This window comes from Paenibacillus sp. D51F, from assembly GCF_053345695.1.
The window spans coordinates 618,175-634,704 of sequence record NZ_JBKFAO010000001.1 but is presented as its reverse complement, the minus strand read 5'-3'; the positions used below and the strand labels follow the sequence as shown (position 1 = coordinate 634,704).

Genomic DNA, 16,530 nt, shown 5'->3' with positions numbered 1-16,530 from the left:
TGCAGGCTTAACTTCCGCCGCTTGCAGGAGGAGGAAGCCGCGTCAGCGGCGCCTGCCTATTCTTTTCCCACGACGCTCGCGGCGGTAAGATCCAGCCAATCCAGCTCGGCGCGAGTGAGCTTGATGGATGTCCCTTCCTGGCAAGAGCGGAGCTCTTGCGCATTCTGGGCGCCGATCAGCGCGCAGGTCGGGAAAGGCTGATTGAGCACATAAGCCAGAGCGATCTGAATGACCGTGACTTCCTTGTCCTTGGCCAGCTGCTCGGCGCGGCGCAGGCGCTCCCAGTTGTCGTCGCTGTAGAAGACGCGGACGATATCGTCGTTGTCGCGCACCTCGGGCGAGAAGCGGCCGGTGAAGAAGCCGCGCGCCTGAGAGGACCAGGACAGCAGAGGCAGCTGCTGCCGCTCATGCCACTGCAGCGTTTCCGCGTCGGCCGACACGCAGCCGTGCCAGAACGGCTCGTTGACCTTGGCGAGGCTCAGGTTCGGGCTGCTGAAGGTGAAGCCGGCAAGGCCGTGCGCGGCTGCATATTCGTTGGCTTCCTGCAGGCGCTGCCAGGTCCAGTTGGAGCCGCCGATCGCGCCGATGCGTCCGGCTTCGATATGCTCGTTGAGGACTTCGATGATTTCGCCGACAGGCGTGGAGGGATCGTCCCGGTGAAGCGCATACAGCTCCACGTAATCCGTGCGCAGCCGCTCCAGGCTCGTCATGAGATCGCTGTTGATCGCTTGGCGGTTCACGCGGGGACCGGTATGGTCATGATGGGCGCCTTTCGTCAGGATGACGAGATCATCTCGGTTGCCGCGCTCTTCCATGTAGCGGCCCAGAACTTCTTCGCTTTGGCCGCCGGAATAGATGTGCGCCGTATCCACGGCATTTCCGCCGATGGCGAGGAAGGCGTCGAGATTGGCCGCCGCTTTTTCATACTGGTCATGAGTAAAGTAATCGGAGCCCTTCATCAGAATCGAGACGGGCTTGTCGGTTCCTGGAATGAGGATCGTTTTCATGGTTATTTTCCTCCTTGTTAGTGGGTTGCAACCGGTTGCAAGACGATGCGCTTGCTCTCTCGCGCGGACTGCAGGCAGGCTTCCAGAACACGCATGTTGCGGACCGCGTCCTGCGGCGGGAATTTCTGCGGCTCTCCGTACAGCACCGTTCGGGCAAAATCATCGCATTCCAGCGAGAAATGGTTGATAGGGGGAACTGCTACTTCTTCCCGCTGTCCATTGACGGTGACGTAGAAATGGGCTCCGCTGTCCTCCGGAGCGATGAAAGCGGAAGGAACCTCGATGATGCCCTCGGTACCGAGCACCTCGAGCGTATTGCGGAAGGCGCCCCACATGCCGCAGTCGAAGGTAACGCCCAGGCCGCCCGGGAATTCCAGCAGTCCCGAAGCCATCATGTCGACATCGCCGTGCTGCGGCGAGAACAAAGCCCTGACGGTGACGGCCTCCGGCTCTTGGCCGAGCAGGAGCCTGGCTGCCGTGATGGGATAACAGCCGACGTCGTAGAGGCCGCCGCCTCCCCAGTCCTTGTTGAAACGGACGTTGCCGGAGCTGTTGGAGCTGTTGAACGTGAACGTGCCGTGGATGCTTCTCAGATCGCCGATTTTGCCGGAATCGATGATGCTGCGGATCGTCTCGTAGCGGGGATGATGGCGGTACATGAAGGCTTCCGCGAGAATGACGCCGTTCGCGGCCGCCGCTGCAGCCATTTCTTCCGCTTCGGCCGAGGTCAGCGCGATCGGCTTCTCGCACAGCACATGCTTGCCGGCAGCCATGGCGCGGATCGCCCACTCCCGGTGCAGATGGTTGGGCAGCGGAATGTAGACCGCCTGGACTTCATCGTCGGCAAGAAGCTCCTCATAGCTGCCATACGATCCGGAAATTCCGAATTCATCCGCCGTCTCGCGGGCTTTGCCTTCATCGCGGCTTGCAATGGCAATGACTTCATTAAGCTCGGACTTCATCAAGCCCGGAATGACCGAGCCCCTTGCGATCGATGCGGTGCTCAAAATGCCCCATTTCAGCTTCCCGTTCATGGCCCAAACATCTCCTCCTTCAACAACTACGATTATATTGTCATTATATGAAATGAAAGATAGAATAAAAATAATAATATTTTGAAGGGCATTAGAACAATATTGTCATGGAGGAGATTTCATTGGAGCGGCAGGCCCATTTATTGACCTGGCCGGATCTTCCGTACTTCGTCTTTCCGGAATCGGTCGGCAGATACACCGAATATCCCACGCACTCGGTGCTGAGGGAAGCGGGCGCCCTGAACAATTTCAACATCCATTATGTCGCTTCCGGGCGGGGATATGTGGAGGTGGAGGGCAAGCTCCACGAGCTGGAACGGGGCGAGGCGGTTCTGTATTTTCCGCTGCAGCGCCAGCGGTATTACAGCAGTACCGAGGAGCCGTGGGATGTGCGTTGGATCCATTTCTATGGCGGCACGCTTCATGATTATATGATCGAAAGGGGCTTCCACAAGAACAATCTGTGGAAGCTGCGCCAGCCCGCTGCTTGGGAGGAGGCGCATCTCGCGCTGCTCCAGGAAGCCGAAGCGAACAGCATGACCCGGCCGGCGCTGCTGTCCACTCTGACGTATGCGGTGCTCGCGGAGTTCGTGCAGCAGGCGGTCAGCCTGACTTCCGGGCGCACGAGCCCGGCGGAGAGCCGTGTCATCGGCCTGCTGCCGCTCATGCAGCAGGAGGCGGCGAAGCCGTTCATCCTTCAGGAATGGGCGGATCGGGCGGAGGTGAGCCCGCATTATTTCTGCAAGCTGTTCAAGAGCGCCATGCAGATGACGCCGTCGGACTTCGTGACGCGCGCCCGGCTGCAGATGGCGAAGCAGCAGCTGCTGGAGCGGAAGGACGACAACATCGGAGACATCGCCGTGCGGGCCGGATATCCGAGCGCCAGCTATTTCAACAAGCGGTTCCAGGAGCATGAAGGCATGACGCCCACGGAGTATCGGAGCTTGTTCAACAACTGACTCAGGCTTGGGAATGGTCCGGACAGGAACGCAAGACGAGGGTGCCGTTCAGGATAAGAATCTCCTATTGCTCCTATGGCTTGCGCCATGCGGGGGTCAAGCTCCGCTTCCAATTTACGCCGCCCTATGGCGGTTTTTTGTCATGGAGTGCGCAACCTTGTCGAACTGCCTTGCGTTTTTGAAAGCATGGGAGGGATGATCCCGTTGAAAAAGAAACTCTCGCTGCTCCTAGTCTTGCTGCTCCTATTCCTGTCCGCATATACCGCAGGCTTCATCTGGATAAGGAACGGCGTCCAAAAAATAATGACGATTGGAATGCAAACGGATATAAACTTCGCTCCCTACATGAACGAACAGGCCTACGACAAGCTGAATCCGCTGAAGCGCGGTTTGGTACAGTCGCCTTACCGCTATGAGCCGAATAAACATGAGATCATTTCCATCGTTCCGGTTCATTATTTTTTTGGAGCCGCTGTTTATGCCAAGCAGTGCTTTTCCTTCCAAGCCGGCGATCATCGGTTCGGATCGGTGGAGAGCATCAAGATGAGAGTGAGATGGAGAAATGGACACTGGTATGCGGAAAAGGTGGAGATCAAACCTTGAAACGGTGGCTGCAGCCAAAAGTGTGAGAGTAAAGGGCAGATTTCGCCGCTGCCTGCAGCCAAGGTTATCACTAGAGGAATTTTATGATTCATTCCAAAGCAAGCTGGTTCCGCATTCTTCCTTCATGGGTCCATGAATCAAACTTCTGTCCTTTTACGGGCATAAAAATGCACCCCCAAGAATTTAATCGGATAAACCATGGGTTCAATCCAATGTCCATTCCAAGAGGTGCACTTCTCATCGGGAGGGTCACTGCTTCATTTTTTTACGGTTTGGCGATTCCGTTGATCTTCTCGAAGTACGGGGCAAGCTTGGAGGCGAGCTGCTCAAACTGCTGCTGCTCTTCTTTGGTCAACTTCTCTTCATGCACGACCCCGTTTTTATCCGTTATTTTCAGCTTTAATTGCATCAGCTGCTTGGTCAGCTCCAAATACTTCTTGATTTCGTCTTCCGTGAGCTTGCCTTTTGCAGCCTGAAGGAATCCTTCTATCTCCTGATAATCTTCCAGTGTACCGCCGCGCTGTTCAATGGATGCAGAAGAACCGAATATATGATCGGCTAGATTGGAGGAAGCAAATACGGCAGAAGGGATGAGGATTGCTACTGCGGCAATGCCTGCCAGAACGCGTTTTTTCATATGAAATCGACCTCTCTTTTTGTTCACATAATATTGATAGGACTGTCGGACACGTCCGTGCAGCTCGGATGGGCAGTTCATCGAATCTGCCGCCTGGCGAAGCTCCTCACGCAGCTCCTTCTCAATGGACATATGCATCTCCTCCCGTGTTCATTTCGAATCGTTTCCGGAGTTCTTTCAGTGCCAGATGATGCCTGGATTTCACTGTGCCAACAGGGATCAGCAGCATGTCTGCGATTTCTTCCAGAGCATAGTCGTGAAAATAGCGCAGGATGACGACCACACGCAGTTTGTACGACAACTGGCGGACAAGGCCGAACAGCTCATGCTGCGTTTCGGACTGCAGGACGGCTTTGTCCGTCCAGTCGAATTGTTCGCGTGTCATCTGGCGGTTTCGTTCATTGAGGCGAATTCGCCGCCAAGCCTTTCTTTTCCAATCCTGGACCTGACGGACCGTGATCCCGTGCAGCCAGAACCGGAACGGCCGGTTCGGATCGTACGTGTGAAACGACCGCCACATGGACATGTAGACGCCATTCACGATATCCTCAATGTCCTGGTTGTTATAGACGAGAAAAGCAGCTGTCCGATAGACGTCTTGGTGAGTCTCCTGATAGACAAGCTGAAAGGCCGACTCGTCGCCTGCTATCGCTTTTTCAAGCCATGGAACTAACTCTTTATCATTCATGGGGGCCCCTCCTGAACGTGTTACAACCCTTAATTCGCTCCAGCAGGGAAAAAGGTTCAGTTAGAGAATAAACTTTTTGATTCATCCAGCTCCCGAATATGATAGTGGTCAGTTGCATGGCAGGATATTGGATACGAGAAACGAGAATGAGCGCTGATAATCAGGATATGAATCAGAGCCCCTCGATTTTTCGAAGGGCCCTGATTCTAGTGCAATGATGAAGAACTAAACCCTAAGCCTCTTGCTTCTTGACGACTGGAATCCAAACCTCCATTTCATACTTGCCGTTGCCTCGATCATAGGTCATTTCAAACTCGGGGCCGTCGACATTGTCATAGGTGCAGGTCGGGAACCACTCTCCCCAAATACGCTTCCACAGCTGATGAATTCCACTTTCTCCATCGTTGTAAAGGCCTGTCGAAAAGATTGCATACGTCTGAGGTGAAATTTGAAGTGTTTCAAACCCTTCCTGCAAGCCGGTCTCCGGCATGAAGTGGCCGATCAGGTAGGAGAATCTCTCGCCGCCTTGGCGATTGTTGTAGAGCACGCCGTGAAGCTGGCAGTTCTCTCCATGCTGTGCCGCTGCCCGAATTCGAACCACGCTTCCATCGGCGATGCAGCGGGTCCAGAAGGCCGATATTTCAATAAAGGGATTTTCGCCGTCGGCTGTCCAGCCAATCCATGCGAATAATCCTCCTCTCACATTTGATTATAGAGAGCTGCAGAACGCATAGCCTTGCATTTCATGCTCATTATGGTCATGTTCGATAGGGATGTAGCCTATCCTTCTTTATGCCGTTTGCCGGTGCACAGCACAGCTCTTTGAAATCTTTAAGTCGCGGGAGACCGATGTTTTGTTATTCACCCGCTTAAGAAAATATCTTTAAGCTCGCATTTTTTGGCTACTAAAAAGAGCGTCCGCAATCGGACGCTCTTAAATTGATTATTAGATAGCTCTCTGGCTTACTTGCTCTCCCCCGAAAGAATGTCCTCAATCCGTTGAACGATAGCTCCGTCAAGCTCCACGCCGGAAGCCTTCACGTTCTCTTCCAGCTGGGAAACCTTCGTCGCTCCAACGAGCGTGCTGGCAACGCTGTCATGGCGCAGAATCCAGGCGAGAGCCAGGCTGGAGAGGGAAAGGCCGAGCTCCTTTGCTACGGCGTCCAGCTGGTCGACTTTGCGCAGATGGCTGTCGGTCAAGTAATTCTTGATCCACATGTTCGTCTTCGGATCGCTCGCGCGGCTGCCTTCCGGAAGCTCTTGTCCGAGCCGGTATTTGCCGGTCAGCACGCCTTGGGCGAGAGGGGAGAACACGACTTGCGAGATGCCGTTCTTCTCGCTGACGGCCAGCACGTCCCGCTCGATGCTGCGGTTGAACATGCTGTACTCCGGCTGGTTCACGACGATGCGGTCCAGCAAATACTTGTCCGCGACCTGAACCGCCTCCTGGATCTGGGCCGCGCTCCATTCGCTGACGCCGACGTAAAGCACCTTGCCCTGGCGGACGAAGTCCTCGATCGTGCGCAGCGTCTCCTCGACCGGAGTCTCGGGATCGTAGCGATGGCAGTAGAAAATGTCGACGTAGTCCTGCTTCAGCCGCCTCAGGCTAGCGTTCAGCTGCTCGACGACATGCTTGCGGGAGAGGCCGCGGTCATTCGGACCCGAGCCCATCGGCCAGAACGCCTTCGTCGCCAGCACATACGATTCGCGCGGATACGCAGGCAGAATATCGCCGAGCATGGATTCCGCCGCGCCTTGCTCATACACATTGGCGGTGTCGATGAAGTTGATGCCGAGCTCGAAGGCGCGCTCGACCAGCTTCGCTCCCGTATTTTCGCCTACCGTATGTCCGTACGTCATCCAGCTGCCGAGACTGATCTCGCTGACCTTGAGGCCGGAGCGGCCAAGCTTTCTGTATTTCATTCGCTGTCTCTCCTGACATTGAGGGAATGGGTTCCATGGTTTTCCGCGCACGGGATGGAAGGATATGGACGCGCGTTTACAAAGTTTATCACGACTCGGTTCTCCTCACAATAGAGCGTTTTCATTGTGCAAGCCGATAGACGGATCAACCGTATTGATTTGCCCTGGGAAAGATAAATCCGCCCTATGTATGGAAGGAAATTCCATATCTAAACTGCTCACACGACACTGACGCTGGGAGGGATTCGCGCTCTGTCGCCATCTCCAGCATGATTGACAACACGGTCCGCGATCACCGGATCCGCAAGCTGTTCCCGAGGGACTGGAGAGCGGACACTTCGTCGCCGACTCCATTTACGAGCTCGCCCGGCATCCTTACGCGCTGGACCGCAAGGCAGATGGAACGCTAGTTCGGCCTTGAGGGCGGCTTTTCCTTGGAATAGGGGAGCAATCAAGTACGACGAAGAACGTCAGCCAGGCAGAACCGCTCTACACAACGGTTTTTAAGCAGTTGTACAGATCGGATTGAAGCTGCGGGGACAAGCGAAGAGGAGGCGGCAGCGGCAAGCTGGGCACGGAGGTCGTGCGCCAGTTGAAGGAAGTCGGATTCGACGTCGTTTCGCTGGATAGCCGCATCTCGGATAAGCTGCCTTGCAGGCAGCTTCAGGTGGACATGAACGATTTAGGACAGGTGATGAGCGCCTTCCGGAGCGGAGGGCATCGTTCATCTGGCGGCGATTCCGGCTCCGGTCGGGTTTCCGCAAAACCATATTTTCACCAACAACGTCATCGGGAGCTTCAATATCCTGGAGGCGGTTTCCCTGCTCGGCATCAAGCGAGTCGTCATGGGATCGAGCACTTCCTGCTATGGCTTTGCTTGGGCGGAAAAGCCTTTTTCGCTGTCTTATCTGCCAGTCGACGAAGATCATCCTCATTTCGCCCAGGAGGGATACGGCCTGTCCAAGACGCTGAACGAGCAGACGGCGGCATGTTCAGCCTCCGTAGCGGGTGGAGGCCGTCAGCCTCCGCTTCTCCCTGATCGCGGTTCCGCAAGATTACGCTCATCTGCGTGAGGCGATGAAGCGGTCGGAGGCTTTTCAAAAGATCCTTTGGAGTTATGTTGATTTGAGAGACGCAGCGGCGGATTGCGTGCTTGCGTTGACAGCTGAGGGGATCGAGGGGGCGGAAATGCTGAATTTTACCGGGGATGATACGCTGAGTGAGATGGATACGGCGGAGCTGGTGAAGATTTATTATCCCGAGGTGAAGGAGTTTATGAAGAATTTGACGGGGCGGGAGCCGTTGTTTAGTAATGAGCGGGCGAAACGGGTTTTGAGATGGGTGCCGGGATATTGATGGGGAAATAACATATGTGCGATTAGGATAGCTGTTGCAGCAATTGCACACGGTTGGAAATATTAAGCCCGCATAAAAAGCGGACTTTTTTCTTTACAGACATAAATCTAGGTAGCCCAGGAGCGTCGCTATCCGGAAGGACAACAAACATACCGAGAGTATACTCAGTCGTTAAGCTGACGTGGGGAACAGTTTAAGATCAAGAGCGGTGAACCGTATCACAAGTGACGGCGAAAAATTTGAATGTCAAGAAGTGTATAGAGGACTGTAGAGTGATGGAGGAAGGTGCTATAGAGATATGTTTATCCCTCTTAACCAATTATCAGATTGTCAGTGAACTCCGCAACAAGTTATTAAGCAACTGATGAACGCACCCAGCAGGTGGCGTCCGTTCGCCTCAAGATTAATAAAGTCGTTTTTTCATCAACTTAGATTTTCCAAAGCATCGGATCTTATACTAAAAATGATTGCCGGAGAAATGTGGGGCCCGGATATTCCCATACAGTCGCAGGAATAAAAACTAAAAATCCACCGCACAGCGGCAATACACTGGAGCAGCATGCATCTAACGCGGTTTCTGAGGCGCAAACGGCTTTAAATCAGGCTATAAGCTCGATAAGTGAATCTTATGTGGCAACAAATTCACAAGCTTTGGAGACGGCCCGGCAGCAATTGACCCGAGCAGAGGAATTTTTAGATCAAGCGCAAGCTTCAGCTAACGCATTACGTCTGCCAGACCAACAATAATATCGAGATATGGTCGTCTGTCTGTAGACGTTGTGTATGATGTTTACGCCGATACGCCCCGCATGGGCAAATGATCTGCGTTGACGCTCGGAGGAACGTATTTGCCATAGACACGGAGAATCACCGTCAGAAGGCTTCGGCTTGCGCCGAAGCTTTTTGTTTTGTTGAGATGCTCCATAACCGGACTCAGTTAGAAAAAGAATATATCCGAGTGTGAGATAAGGAAAACGCCCGTCAAGGCAAAGAGATTGCCTTGACGGGCTTTCTTCTTGTTCTTTAATGGTCTTCTCTTGCGCAAATCTACCGCGCTTTCTTCTTGAACACGGAGTGTTCCAGAATTTGCGCGGGATCGTTTCCTGATTAGATTGTTAATCGTGTTTTCTTCATCTTCGCATCTTCGTATGCTTTTCCCGTTGTTGAGCAACCTAGTTGAGGTCTAATCATCCATAGGGAGGACATATTACGCATGAACCCCAAATATAAGCCACTATTTGAAGACTTTACGCTGCGAAGCGGCATCCGGCTGAACAATCGAATCGTCATGGCCCCGATGACGAACTGGTCGTCGAATGCGGACGGCACAGTTTCGGACACTGAGGTCGACTATTATATCCGCCGAGCCGACGGCGTCGGCATGGTCGTGACCGCATGCACCTACGTCACCCGCAACGGAAAAGGGTTCGCCGGCGAGTTCGGCGCCGACACCGACGACATGATCCCAAGCCTGCGGCGTCTTGCGTCCGCGATCAAGGAAAAAGGAGCGGTGGCGCTGCTGCAGATTTTCCACGGCGGGCGCCAGTGTCCGCCGGAGCTGGTGCCGAACGGAGATATCGTAAGCGCGAGCGACGTACCGTCGGAACAGAACGGGAATGTCAGGCCAAGGCCGCTTCAGGATGAAGAGATCGAAGACATCGTGCGCGACTTCGGGGAGGCGGCACGGCGGGCGATTGAGGCGGGCTTCGACGGTGTAGAGATTCACGGCGCGAATGGATACCTGCTTCAGCAGTTTTTCTCGCCGCATACGAACCGCCGCGACGACCGCTGGGGCGGGGATCTGGCGAAACGGCTGACGTTTCCGCTCGAGGTGGTGGAGGAGGTGAAGCGGGTCGTCGCCGAGCATGCCAAACGGCCGTTTGCCGTCGGATACCGCTTCTCGCCGGAAGAACCGGAGGAGAACGGCATCACGATGGACGACACGTTGAAGCTGGTCGACGTGCTCGCAGGCCGGGAACTGGACTACCTCCATGTGTCGCTCATGGACTTCGGGTCCAAACCGCGGGTCGGGGCGGACGAAAGCAAGTCGCGGCTGCAATGGATTGTAGATACGGCCGGCGGACGGACGCCCGTCATCGGCGTCGGCTCCGTGCATACGCCCGAGGAAGCGCTGGAGGCGCTGCTGACGGGCGCAGCTCTGGTTGCCCTCGGCCGCGAGCTGATCATGGAGCCCGATTGGGTCGCTAAGGTCGCGGAAGGCCGGGAGGCCGAGATCGCTACGACGCTCAGCAAGCAGGACCAGCGCCGGCTAGTCATCCCGGATCCGCTCTGGCAGGGCATCATGGGCGCACCGGGCTGGTTCCCGGTGGTGGACTGAACGCTTCGCCGCAGCCGGCTGCACCGATAAATTTACCTACACGGTGACAGGGGTCTTTGGTACTTTTTATAATATTGGAACTCCCGCAGTAGTCTAAGAAGGGGCACCCAAACAGGTGCCCCTTAAACTTCGACTTATAGATGTTACGGTGAACCTTATCATAAGTAACGGCAAGTTTTTTGGGGAATTGCGACAGCCTTGCAGACACGGATTTAAGATTCATTAAAGGTTTTCGCCTCATACTCCATTAGGTGGATATGGAGGGGGAACGGAATGAAAAAAATCAATTATGTTAAGTTTGTTCTTGATCTTATCATGGGTGTAATGTTCGTCTTGTTCTTTAATAAAAATGTTTTAGGCGGGTTAGCGTTTCATGAAATATCGGGCCTCTTTTTTGCGGGTGCTTACATCACTCATATTCTTCTGAATTTGAGTTGGGTGAAGAGGGTCACCTTAAAAATGTTCGATCGCAGTTTATCTTGGAGAATACGTGGAAGTTATGCGTTGAACCTGTTATTGTTGATTTCCATGACGTTCATTATTGTCAGCGGGATCATGGTTTCCCATGTCGTATTTCCGAATATAAACGTGGGCAATGAGGGCTGGTTTAAGATGACTCATATTTCCGTATCCTTCTTGGTATTGGCGCTAATCGGGGTCCATGTCGGGCTGCATTGGCACTGGGTCGTGAACATGTGCAAGAAAATGACGAGCGTAAAGAAGAGTCGGACTTGGTTGAGGTATGTCGCACAAGGCCTGACATTGATTGTTCTGCTATTCGGGCTTTACCAAATCAATCAGACTTCGTATGTTACGCATTTAAAAAGCTCGGTTTCGGCGTTCGGAGTAAACACGAAGCAAACAGGAATCAAGGGCGGGGACGATTTCCAGGGCAGAGAGGTTTTCGAAAACGGAGAACGAGGTGGAATGAAGGGAGACAAGCAGCTTTCCGGGAGAGAAGGTCAACCTGAATCTCCATTCCATGGAGGGGAAAATGGAGGTAACGTAAGCGTCGTTTCTGTCATTTGGACTTATACCGGAATTACGGCTGTGTTCATCATTGCAGCTCATTATCTGAAAAAATTAAGCTTATACCGAAAGAAAAAGACGGTTTTAAACCCGAAATAAGGGTTAGTTGATAGTTTTGAAAGGGCCATTCCCTAAGGAATGGCCTTAAAACTTGCCGTTACAGACGGCGCGGTGAACCGTACCATAAGCAAGTGCGATTAAACGATAAGAAAAGGATAGCTTAGACCATGTAGGCCTAGCTATCCTTTTCCTATTGTCTAACCTGAGCTTTACAATAAACCTCAACAAAGTGAGCGGGGTTTAATTTTTCGCCTGTTATACGGCTAATTTTTTCATTCCAGTTATAGCGTGCAGCTGGTTTAAAGAATTCATTGATCAGCATTTCACCAGTTTCTTTTGTAAAAAATTCTGGAGAAATTCTTGTTTCAATATGGCGAAGTAATTGTGCTGCCATTAGTTCGCCTAAGAGATAATTTTGGTAGTACACAGGTGCGAGTGTAAAGTGAATTTTTGCTGCCCAATCAGGGTTATCAGTTTTATCCGGAGGAGTAATTAGCTGAATTTCATTGACAGTTTTCCACCATAAAGCGTTTAAATCTTGATCAGGATTTTCGTACAGTTCTTTCTCAAAAAAGACAAAGGTAATAATCCATCTTACTGCTATAAGCATTTGAAATTGTTGGAAATTTTCTAATTCAGAAGCAAGCGCATTTACGGTTGCATCATCGACCTGTAAGAATCGCTTTAACCAGCGTGGGTCTTTGCCCATTTTCCCAAATAACATCGCGATTGATTCTGTTGTTAAGGTGTGGCTACTGGTACGTAATATGAATGGAAGGCTAGCGTCTACATATTTAAAATAAGCTGCATGCCCAAATTCGTGTAAATTTGTTTCCATCCAATAGGCATCCTCCATTAAGCTGCAAAGGACACGAACGTCACCTTCACGATCAACATCCAAGCAAAAGGCTGTTGGATTTTTCTTATCTCTTGGGAATAAATCGCTTTTTTCATATAGGTCATCAATATCAAGCCCCAATGAGCTAAACGTATTTGTTGTAATCTGAACGATATCTTGTTCCTTGTAAAAACGATCTAGATTGGTTGAATCTGACGGTGGTGCCTCCTGGAAAAAGGGATCAACATAATGCCAAGGGCGAATATCCTCTGGATTAATCCCGAATTTAGTTGCTAAACGATCATCAAGTTCATTCTTCATCGTACGATAGGTTTCATCTGATTGATTAATGAGTTCGTTGAAAATAGCAAATACCTCATTACGATCAAGTTCTTGTAGCGCAAAGCCCATTTGATGATGGTTATCATAACCAAGTAGTTGTGCAGCTTCATTGCGCTTCTTTACAAGCTCCAGCAGATCCTTTTCTACAACTTTACCTACTTCCTTACTAGCAAACCATACTTTTTTGCGTAATTCCAGGTCATCACTATTTAACAATACCTCTCGAATATCATTGGCAGAATACTTTTTCCCATCCACTTTAGGTGAATAAGTGTTAAATAATATATTTAGTTCAGAAGCGCGTTTTGCCAAATCTGCAATCACATCTTCAGGGAGTTGGTTGCCCTCCATTTCGTTTAGTAAAAGTTGAAGCTGTCGTTTTTCAATTTCCGTTATGTTTTCCATTGCTAGAAAGTGTTTTGCTTTTTCGAATGTTTCTTTTGAAGAGAATAACAGATTGTACTTTGTGTCAGCTTCGCCTAGTTTTTCAGCCCATTCAGAGTCCCCTGTTGTTTGGGCCATCCAGGCTGTTTCGGCAGTGGTTTTGTATAATTCTTGCATTTTTTTATTGAAATCATTAAGGAAAGTTTGTAGGGTTTCCAAATGGTCGCAACCTTTCTGTATCAAAATACCTTTATACATTATTAGGAATTCGACATGAATATTCTTAAACCTTTAAATGTTTATCAATAAAATGGGTCAGCAGTTAAAAAAAGAGGAATGCTATGGATTCAAGAACAATACCATCAAGCTTATTGATCGGGAAGTCCTAGATAACATTCAATCGACACAACGTAACATTGGATTGAGATTGTCTGAACGACTTGAGGGCAAATTTATTGTAAAATTAGCCTTGATTATGGAGAGCCCTCCCTCATAATGAATTAACATAATTGACATGTAAGAAAATAGGAAAAGTTGGGCTTACCGAGGATTGAACGGCTCCCCTGGGCTGGCGGCGCGATTCATCTTATGCGGTTGGAAGCCTTTGACCTTCCGGACTGCGCGACGTTTGCGGAGCGTCACGGGGGCACCAACGATTTCCGTCCGGAGACGCTTTACGCCATTACACGGGGTCATCCGCTTACGCTCTCCTATTATTCAAAATCCAGGATGGGAAGACGAGTTGTACGACGGTAGATCAACGGAACTTGCGGAAACGTTAAAACAAATTTCTTCGCGGTAATTCTCTTATTTTACAAGAATTACACTAGACCTGTAGTTTGAAGACACGCCATAGGAGGATTCACCATGACGCTGGGTGTCATAGCAACTCCCGAGGGGTAAGCTTTCATCAAGCACTGGTGAACAGCCTCAATTTTCTGGAGTTCTGAATCAACATCGAGTAATGGTCAGCTCGATTGGATGAGGCCCGACCGGATCGATAATCGCGGAATCGTGAAGGAGGAGCTGCAACTCTCATACCGTCTGATCGGCACGGCGGATGAACTCGGATGCCCGAATTTCGAATGCGGCGTCAATTATTTCGAAGAGCTGTCCTACTTCAGCAACGCTTCATGTGAATCGAATATGAGGCTCCGAATGGAGTCGCCATCTCTGCCTTAACTGCCATTGGAATAACTTTGTTGACTAAGAAATGGTATGGAGCGTCATGAGAAACAGGGACATCTAAGTGTTTATTCAACTAAAACGTTTATGATCCGAAACGTTATCAGAAATGATTGACAGAAAAAAGAACAGTATGCTAAAATTTCATTGGAAGCGTTTTCAAAAATATAACGGATCCGTTCGGAATAACAGGTGAGAGATATGGCGGCGACAATAAAAGATATTGCTAAATTAGCAGGTTGTTCCATTACCACCGTATCGCGAGCATTAAACAATCATTCAGACGTCAATAGGAATACCCATAAGAAGATTGTCAAAATCGCGAAACAATTGGGATATCAACCGAATTCATCGGCACGAAGCCTGGTGTTGAAGAAAACGAATACGATCGGTCTGATCGTTTCGAATTTAACGACAAGAAGCGGGCATCATTTTTTGTTTGATGTCATTTGCGGCGTGAACGAGCAGGCCACCTCGCGCAATTATGACGTGTTTTTGTTCGGCACGAGCTCTCAGCAGCAGAGGGAATTGCGCTATGAGGAGCTGTGCCGCAAGCGAAGCTTCGACGGTGTTATTTTAGCGGGGCTTAAAATCGACGACCCGTACATTGAGCAGGCCGTCCATGCGGAGGTCCCGACCGTATTGCTCGATGTTCCGGCTGCTTCTGACAATGTTGGAAGCGTTATCAACGACGATGTCGGCGGCTCGATGTCCGCGATTCAACATTTGATCGATTACGGTCATCAGCACATTCTGTTTATCAACGGTCATCGGGAGGCGGTAGTCAGCCAGCATCGGCTGGAGGGCTACAAGAAAGCGCTTGAGAAGAACGGATTGCAATACGATGAAGAGAATACCGCGCATGCGGATTTTGAAATCGAAGGAGGCGGGAGAGCCTTCGAAGCTTTGATAGCGAGGAGGCCGAATGCGACGGCCGTGTTTTGCGCCTCAGATTTGATGGCGTACGGAATGCTCACCAAAGCCTCCGAGCTGGGATATAAAGTCCCCGATGACATCTCCGTTGTGGGCTTTGACGGAATCGAGATCACCAAAATCATGAAGCCGTCGTTGACGACAATCGAACTGGACCGGTTTCAAATCGGGACATCCGCCGTCAATATGGTGTTGGAGATGTTGGACGGTTCATCCGGCTACACGCGCGTTATGTCATCCAAGCTTATCATACGGGAAAGCACGAAAAAGCTTTGAAAGGCCGATGAGAAGCGAAGTTCATTTTAATGTTTTTGAAAACGTTTCGGATTATTGTTTTTGAAAACGTTTCGGAAAATTCCATTTTAAGGGAGACGGTTACTGTGAAACTAGGCATCATCGCTTCGCCGAATCTGGAGAGCTTCGAATACGCCAAGCGGTTAGGGCTGGAGTTTGTGGAATTTTGCATTAATGTTGGAAATGACGCGAAGGAGTTTGCGAGACGCGCTGCGGAATTGAAAGAGGCAAGCGAGCGTACGGCTGTGGCGGTCGGATCAATCGGACGCTGGGGTCCGGACCGGATTGCAAAAGACGGCAGTATAATCGAAGAGGAGCTTCAGGCGGCATATGCATTGATCGACGCTTCAAGCGAGCTTGACTGTCCGGTTTTTGTAAGCGGATGCAACTATATTGAGGAACGGTCCCTCTACCAGAACGTGACCTCGGCCATCGAATTTTTCTCGAAGCTGATTGAATACGGTAAAGCTAAGGGCGTGCGAATCGCTACCTACAATTGCCACTGGAACAATTTCGTCGTCGATGATATGGCCTGGAGGCTGATTCACGGACATCTGCCGGAGCTCGGCATCAAATACGATCCATCACACGCGCGGTATGCGGGACAAGACTACTTGAAGGAAATGAAGGAATGGGGGGGGCGGTTCCTTCATGTGCACATCAAAGGCTCGGTGATCATTGAAGGCGAGCGTTTCGACGATCCGCCGGCAGGCTTGGACCAAACCGATTGGGGGGCCTTCATGGCGATTTTGTATGGTGTAGGCTATGACGGTGGCTTGAGCGTCGAACCGCATTCCGATGTGTGGACCGGCGAACTTGGCGATAAAGGTGTACGATTCACAGTTGAATTTATGAATAAATTGCTGTTTCGTTGACAACTAATTTTATCCCGCTATTTTCCAAAACGTTTTGAGGAATCG

Annotated in this window: 15 protein-coding genes; 8 read left to right on the top strand and 7 right to left on the bottom strand. The window is 50.9% G+C overall.

Annotation, left to right across the window (positions count from 1 at the left end; all coding sequences use genetic code 11):
• Positions 1–56 precede the first annotated feature (56 nt).
• Both ACLBWT_RS03015 and ACLBWT_RS03010 read right to left on the bottom strand, forming a co-directional pair.
• Positions 57–1,007, bottom strand: coding sequence for an aldo/keto reductase (locus ACLBWT_RS03015; protein WP_447661585.1), 951 nt, complete (start codon positions 1,005–1,007; stop codon positions 57–59).
• A gap of 17 nt (positions 1,008–1,024) precedes the next feature.
• On the bottom strand, positions 1,025–2,041 hold the full coding sequence (locus ACLBWT_RS03010) for a Gfo/Idh/MocA family protein (protein ID WP_447661584.1): 1,017 nt from the start codon (positions 2,039–2,041) through the stop codon (positions 1,025–1,027).
• Between the two features lie 122 nt (positions 2,042–2,163).
• On the opposite strand from ACLBWT_RS03010, the gene ACLBWT_RS03005 reads away from it, so the two are divergent.
• Positions 2,164–3,000: an AraC family transcriptional regulator gene (locus ACLBWT_RS03005; protein WP_447661583.1), complete on the top strand. Its 837-nt coding sequence runs from the start codon at positions 2,164–2,166 to the stop codon at positions 2,998–3,000.
• A gap of 147 nt (positions 3,001–3,147) precedes the next feature.
• The gene (locus tag ACLBWT_RS03000; RefSeq protein WP_447661582.1) at positions 3,148–3,603 is read left to right on the top strand and encodes a hypothetical protein; all 456 of its coding nucleotides are present in this window, start codon (positions 3,148–3,150) and stop codon (positions 3,601–3,603) included.
• A gap of 265 nt (positions 3,604–3,868) precedes the next feature.
• On the opposite strand, the gene ACLBWT_RS02995 is transcribed toward ACLBWT_RS03000, so the two are convergent.
• From ACLBWT_RS02995 to ACLBWT_RS02980, 4 genes are all read right to left on the bottom strand, one after another.
• Complete coding sequence (locus tag ACLBWT_RS02995; RefSeq protein WP_447661581.1) at positions 3,869–4,372, bottom strand: DUF3600 domain-containing protein; 504 nt, start codon at positions 4,370–4,372, stop codon at positions 3,869–3,871.
• Positions 4,362–4,928, bottom strand: coding sequence for a sigma-70 family RNA polymerase sigma factor (locus ACLBWT_RS02990; protein ID WP_447661580.1), 567 nt, complete (start codon positions 4,926–4,928; stop codon positions 4,362–4,364). Before ACLBWT_RS02990 ends, ACLBWT_RS02995 begins: the two co-directional genes overlap by 11 nt.
• A 232-nt stretch (positions 4,929–5,160) precedes the next feature.
• Positions 5,161–5,631: a GyrI-like domain-containing protein gene (locus tag ACLBWT_RS02985; protein WP_447661579.1), complete on the bottom strand. Its 471-nt coding sequence runs from the start codon at positions 5,629–5,631 to the stop codon at positions 5,161–5,163.
• A 260-nt stretch (positions 5,632–5,891) separates the two neighbouring features.
• Positions 5,892–6,851, bottom strand: a complete 960-nt coding sequence (locus tag ACLBWT_RS02980; protein ID WP_447661578.1) for an aldo/keto reductase family protein — start codon at positions 6,849–6,851, stop codon at positions 5,892–5,894.
• A 719-nt stretch (positions 6,852–7,570) separates the two neighbouring features.
• Here ACLBWT_RS02980 and ACLBWT_RS02975 point away from each other — a divergent pair.
• The 4 genes from ACLBWT_RS02975 to ACLBWT_RS02960 all read left to right on the top strand — a co-directional run bounded on the left by ACLBWT_RS02975 (position 7,571) and on the right by ACLBWT_RS02960 (position 11,673).
• Positions 7,571–7,924, top strand: a complete 354-nt coding sequence (locus ACLBWT_RS02975; RefSeq protein ID WP_447661687.1) for an NAD-dependent epimerase/dehydratase family protein — start codon at positions 7,571–7,573, stop codon at positions 7,922–7,924.
• Complete coding sequence (locus ACLBWT_RS02970; protein ID WP_447661577.1) at positions 7,860–8,207, top strand: hypothetical protein; 348 nt, start codon at positions 7,860–7,862, stop codon at positions 8,205–8,207. Before ACLBWT_RS02975 ends, ACLBWT_RS02970 begins: the two co-directional genes overlap by 65 nt.
• A gap of 1,213 nt (positions 8,208–9,420) precedes the next feature.
• Positions 9,421–10,545, top strand: a complete 1,125-nt coding sequence (locus tag ACLBWT_RS02965; protein ID WP_447661576.1) for an NADH-dependent flavin oxidoreductase — start codon at positions 9,421–9,423, stop codon at positions 10,543–10,545.
• A gap of 273 nt (positions 10,546–10,818) precedes the next feature.
• Positions 10,819–11,673: a DUF4405 domain-containing protein gene (locus ACLBWT_RS02960; protein ID WP_447661575.1), complete on the top strand. Its 855-nt coding sequence runs from the start codon at positions 10,819–10,821 to the stop codon at positions 11,671–11,673.
• A 151-nt stretch (positions 11,674–11,824) separates the two neighbouring features.
• Here the strand turns inward: ACLBWT_RS02960 and ACLBWT_RS02955 are convergent, their stop codons facing one another.
• A complete protein-coding gene (locus ACLBWT_RS02955) occupies positions 11,825–13,417 on the bottom strand; it encodes a M2 family metallopeptidase (protein ID WP_447661574.1) in 1,593 nt (530 codons plus the stop codon).
• Between the two features lie 1,167 nt (positions 13,418–14,584).
• Between ACLBWT_RS02955 and ACLBWT_RS02950 the strand changes: the two genes are divergently transcribed.
• Together ACLBWT_RS02950 and ACLBWT_RS02945 are read left to right on the top strand one after the other, a co-directional pair.
• On the top strand, positions 14,585–15,592 hold the full coding sequence (locus tag ACLBWT_RS02950; protein ID WP_447661573.1) for a LacI family DNA-binding transcriptional regulator: 1,008 nt from the start codon (positions 14,585–14,587) through the stop codon (positions 15,590–15,592).
• A 29-nt stretch (positions 15,593–15,621) separates the two neighbouring features.
• Entirely contained in the window at positions 15,622–16,485 is an 864-nt protein-coding gene (locus tag ACLBWT_RS02945; protein ID WP_447661572.1) for a sugar phosphate isomerase/epimerase family protein, read from the top strand.
• Positions 16,486–16,530: the final 45 nt, after the last annotated feature.

What these genes read in the sequence shown, in the direction of transcription:
- ACLBWT_RS03015 (WP_447661585.1), bottom strand. Translation starts at nt 1,007, where the DNA reads ATGAAAACGATCCTCATTCCAGGAACCGACAAGCCCGTCTCGATTCTG.
- ACLBWT_RS03010 (WP_447661584.1), bottom strand. Translation starts at nt 2,041, where the DNA reads ATGAACGGGAAGCTGAAATGGGGCATTTTGAGCACCGCATCGATCGCA.
- ACLBWT_RS02995 (WP_447661581.1), bottom strand. Translation starts at nt 4,372, where the DNA reads ATGTCCATTGAGAAGGAGCTGCGTGAGGAGCTTCGCCAGGCGGCAGAT.
- ACLBWT_RS02990 (WP_447661580.1), bottom strand. Translation starts at nt 4,928, where the DNA reads ATGAATGATAAAGAGTTAGTTCCATGGCTTGAAAAAGCGATAGCAGGC.
- ACLBWT_RS02980 (WP_447661578.1), bottom strand. Translation starts at nt 6,851, where the DNA reads ATGAAATACAGAAAGCTTGGCCGCTCCGGCCTCAAGGTCAGCGAGATC.
- ACLBWT_RS02965 (WP_447661576.1), top strand. Translation starts at nt 9,421, where the DNA reads ATGAACCCCAAATATAAGCCACTATTTGAAGACTTTACGCTGCGAAGC.
- ACLBWT_RS02960 (WP_447661575.1), top strand. Translation starts at nt 10,819, where the DNA reads ATGAAAAAAATCAATTATGTTAAGTTTGTTCTTGATCTTATCATGGGT.
- ACLBWT_RS02950 (WP_447661573.1), top strand. Translation starts at nt 14,585, where the DNA reads ATGGCGGCGACAATAAAAGATATTGCTAAATTAGCAGGTTGTTCCATT.
- ACLBWT_RS02945 (WP_447661572.1), top strand. Translation starts at nt 15,622, where the DNA reads ATGTTTTTGAAAACGTTTCGGATTATTGTTTTTGAAAACGTTTCGGAA.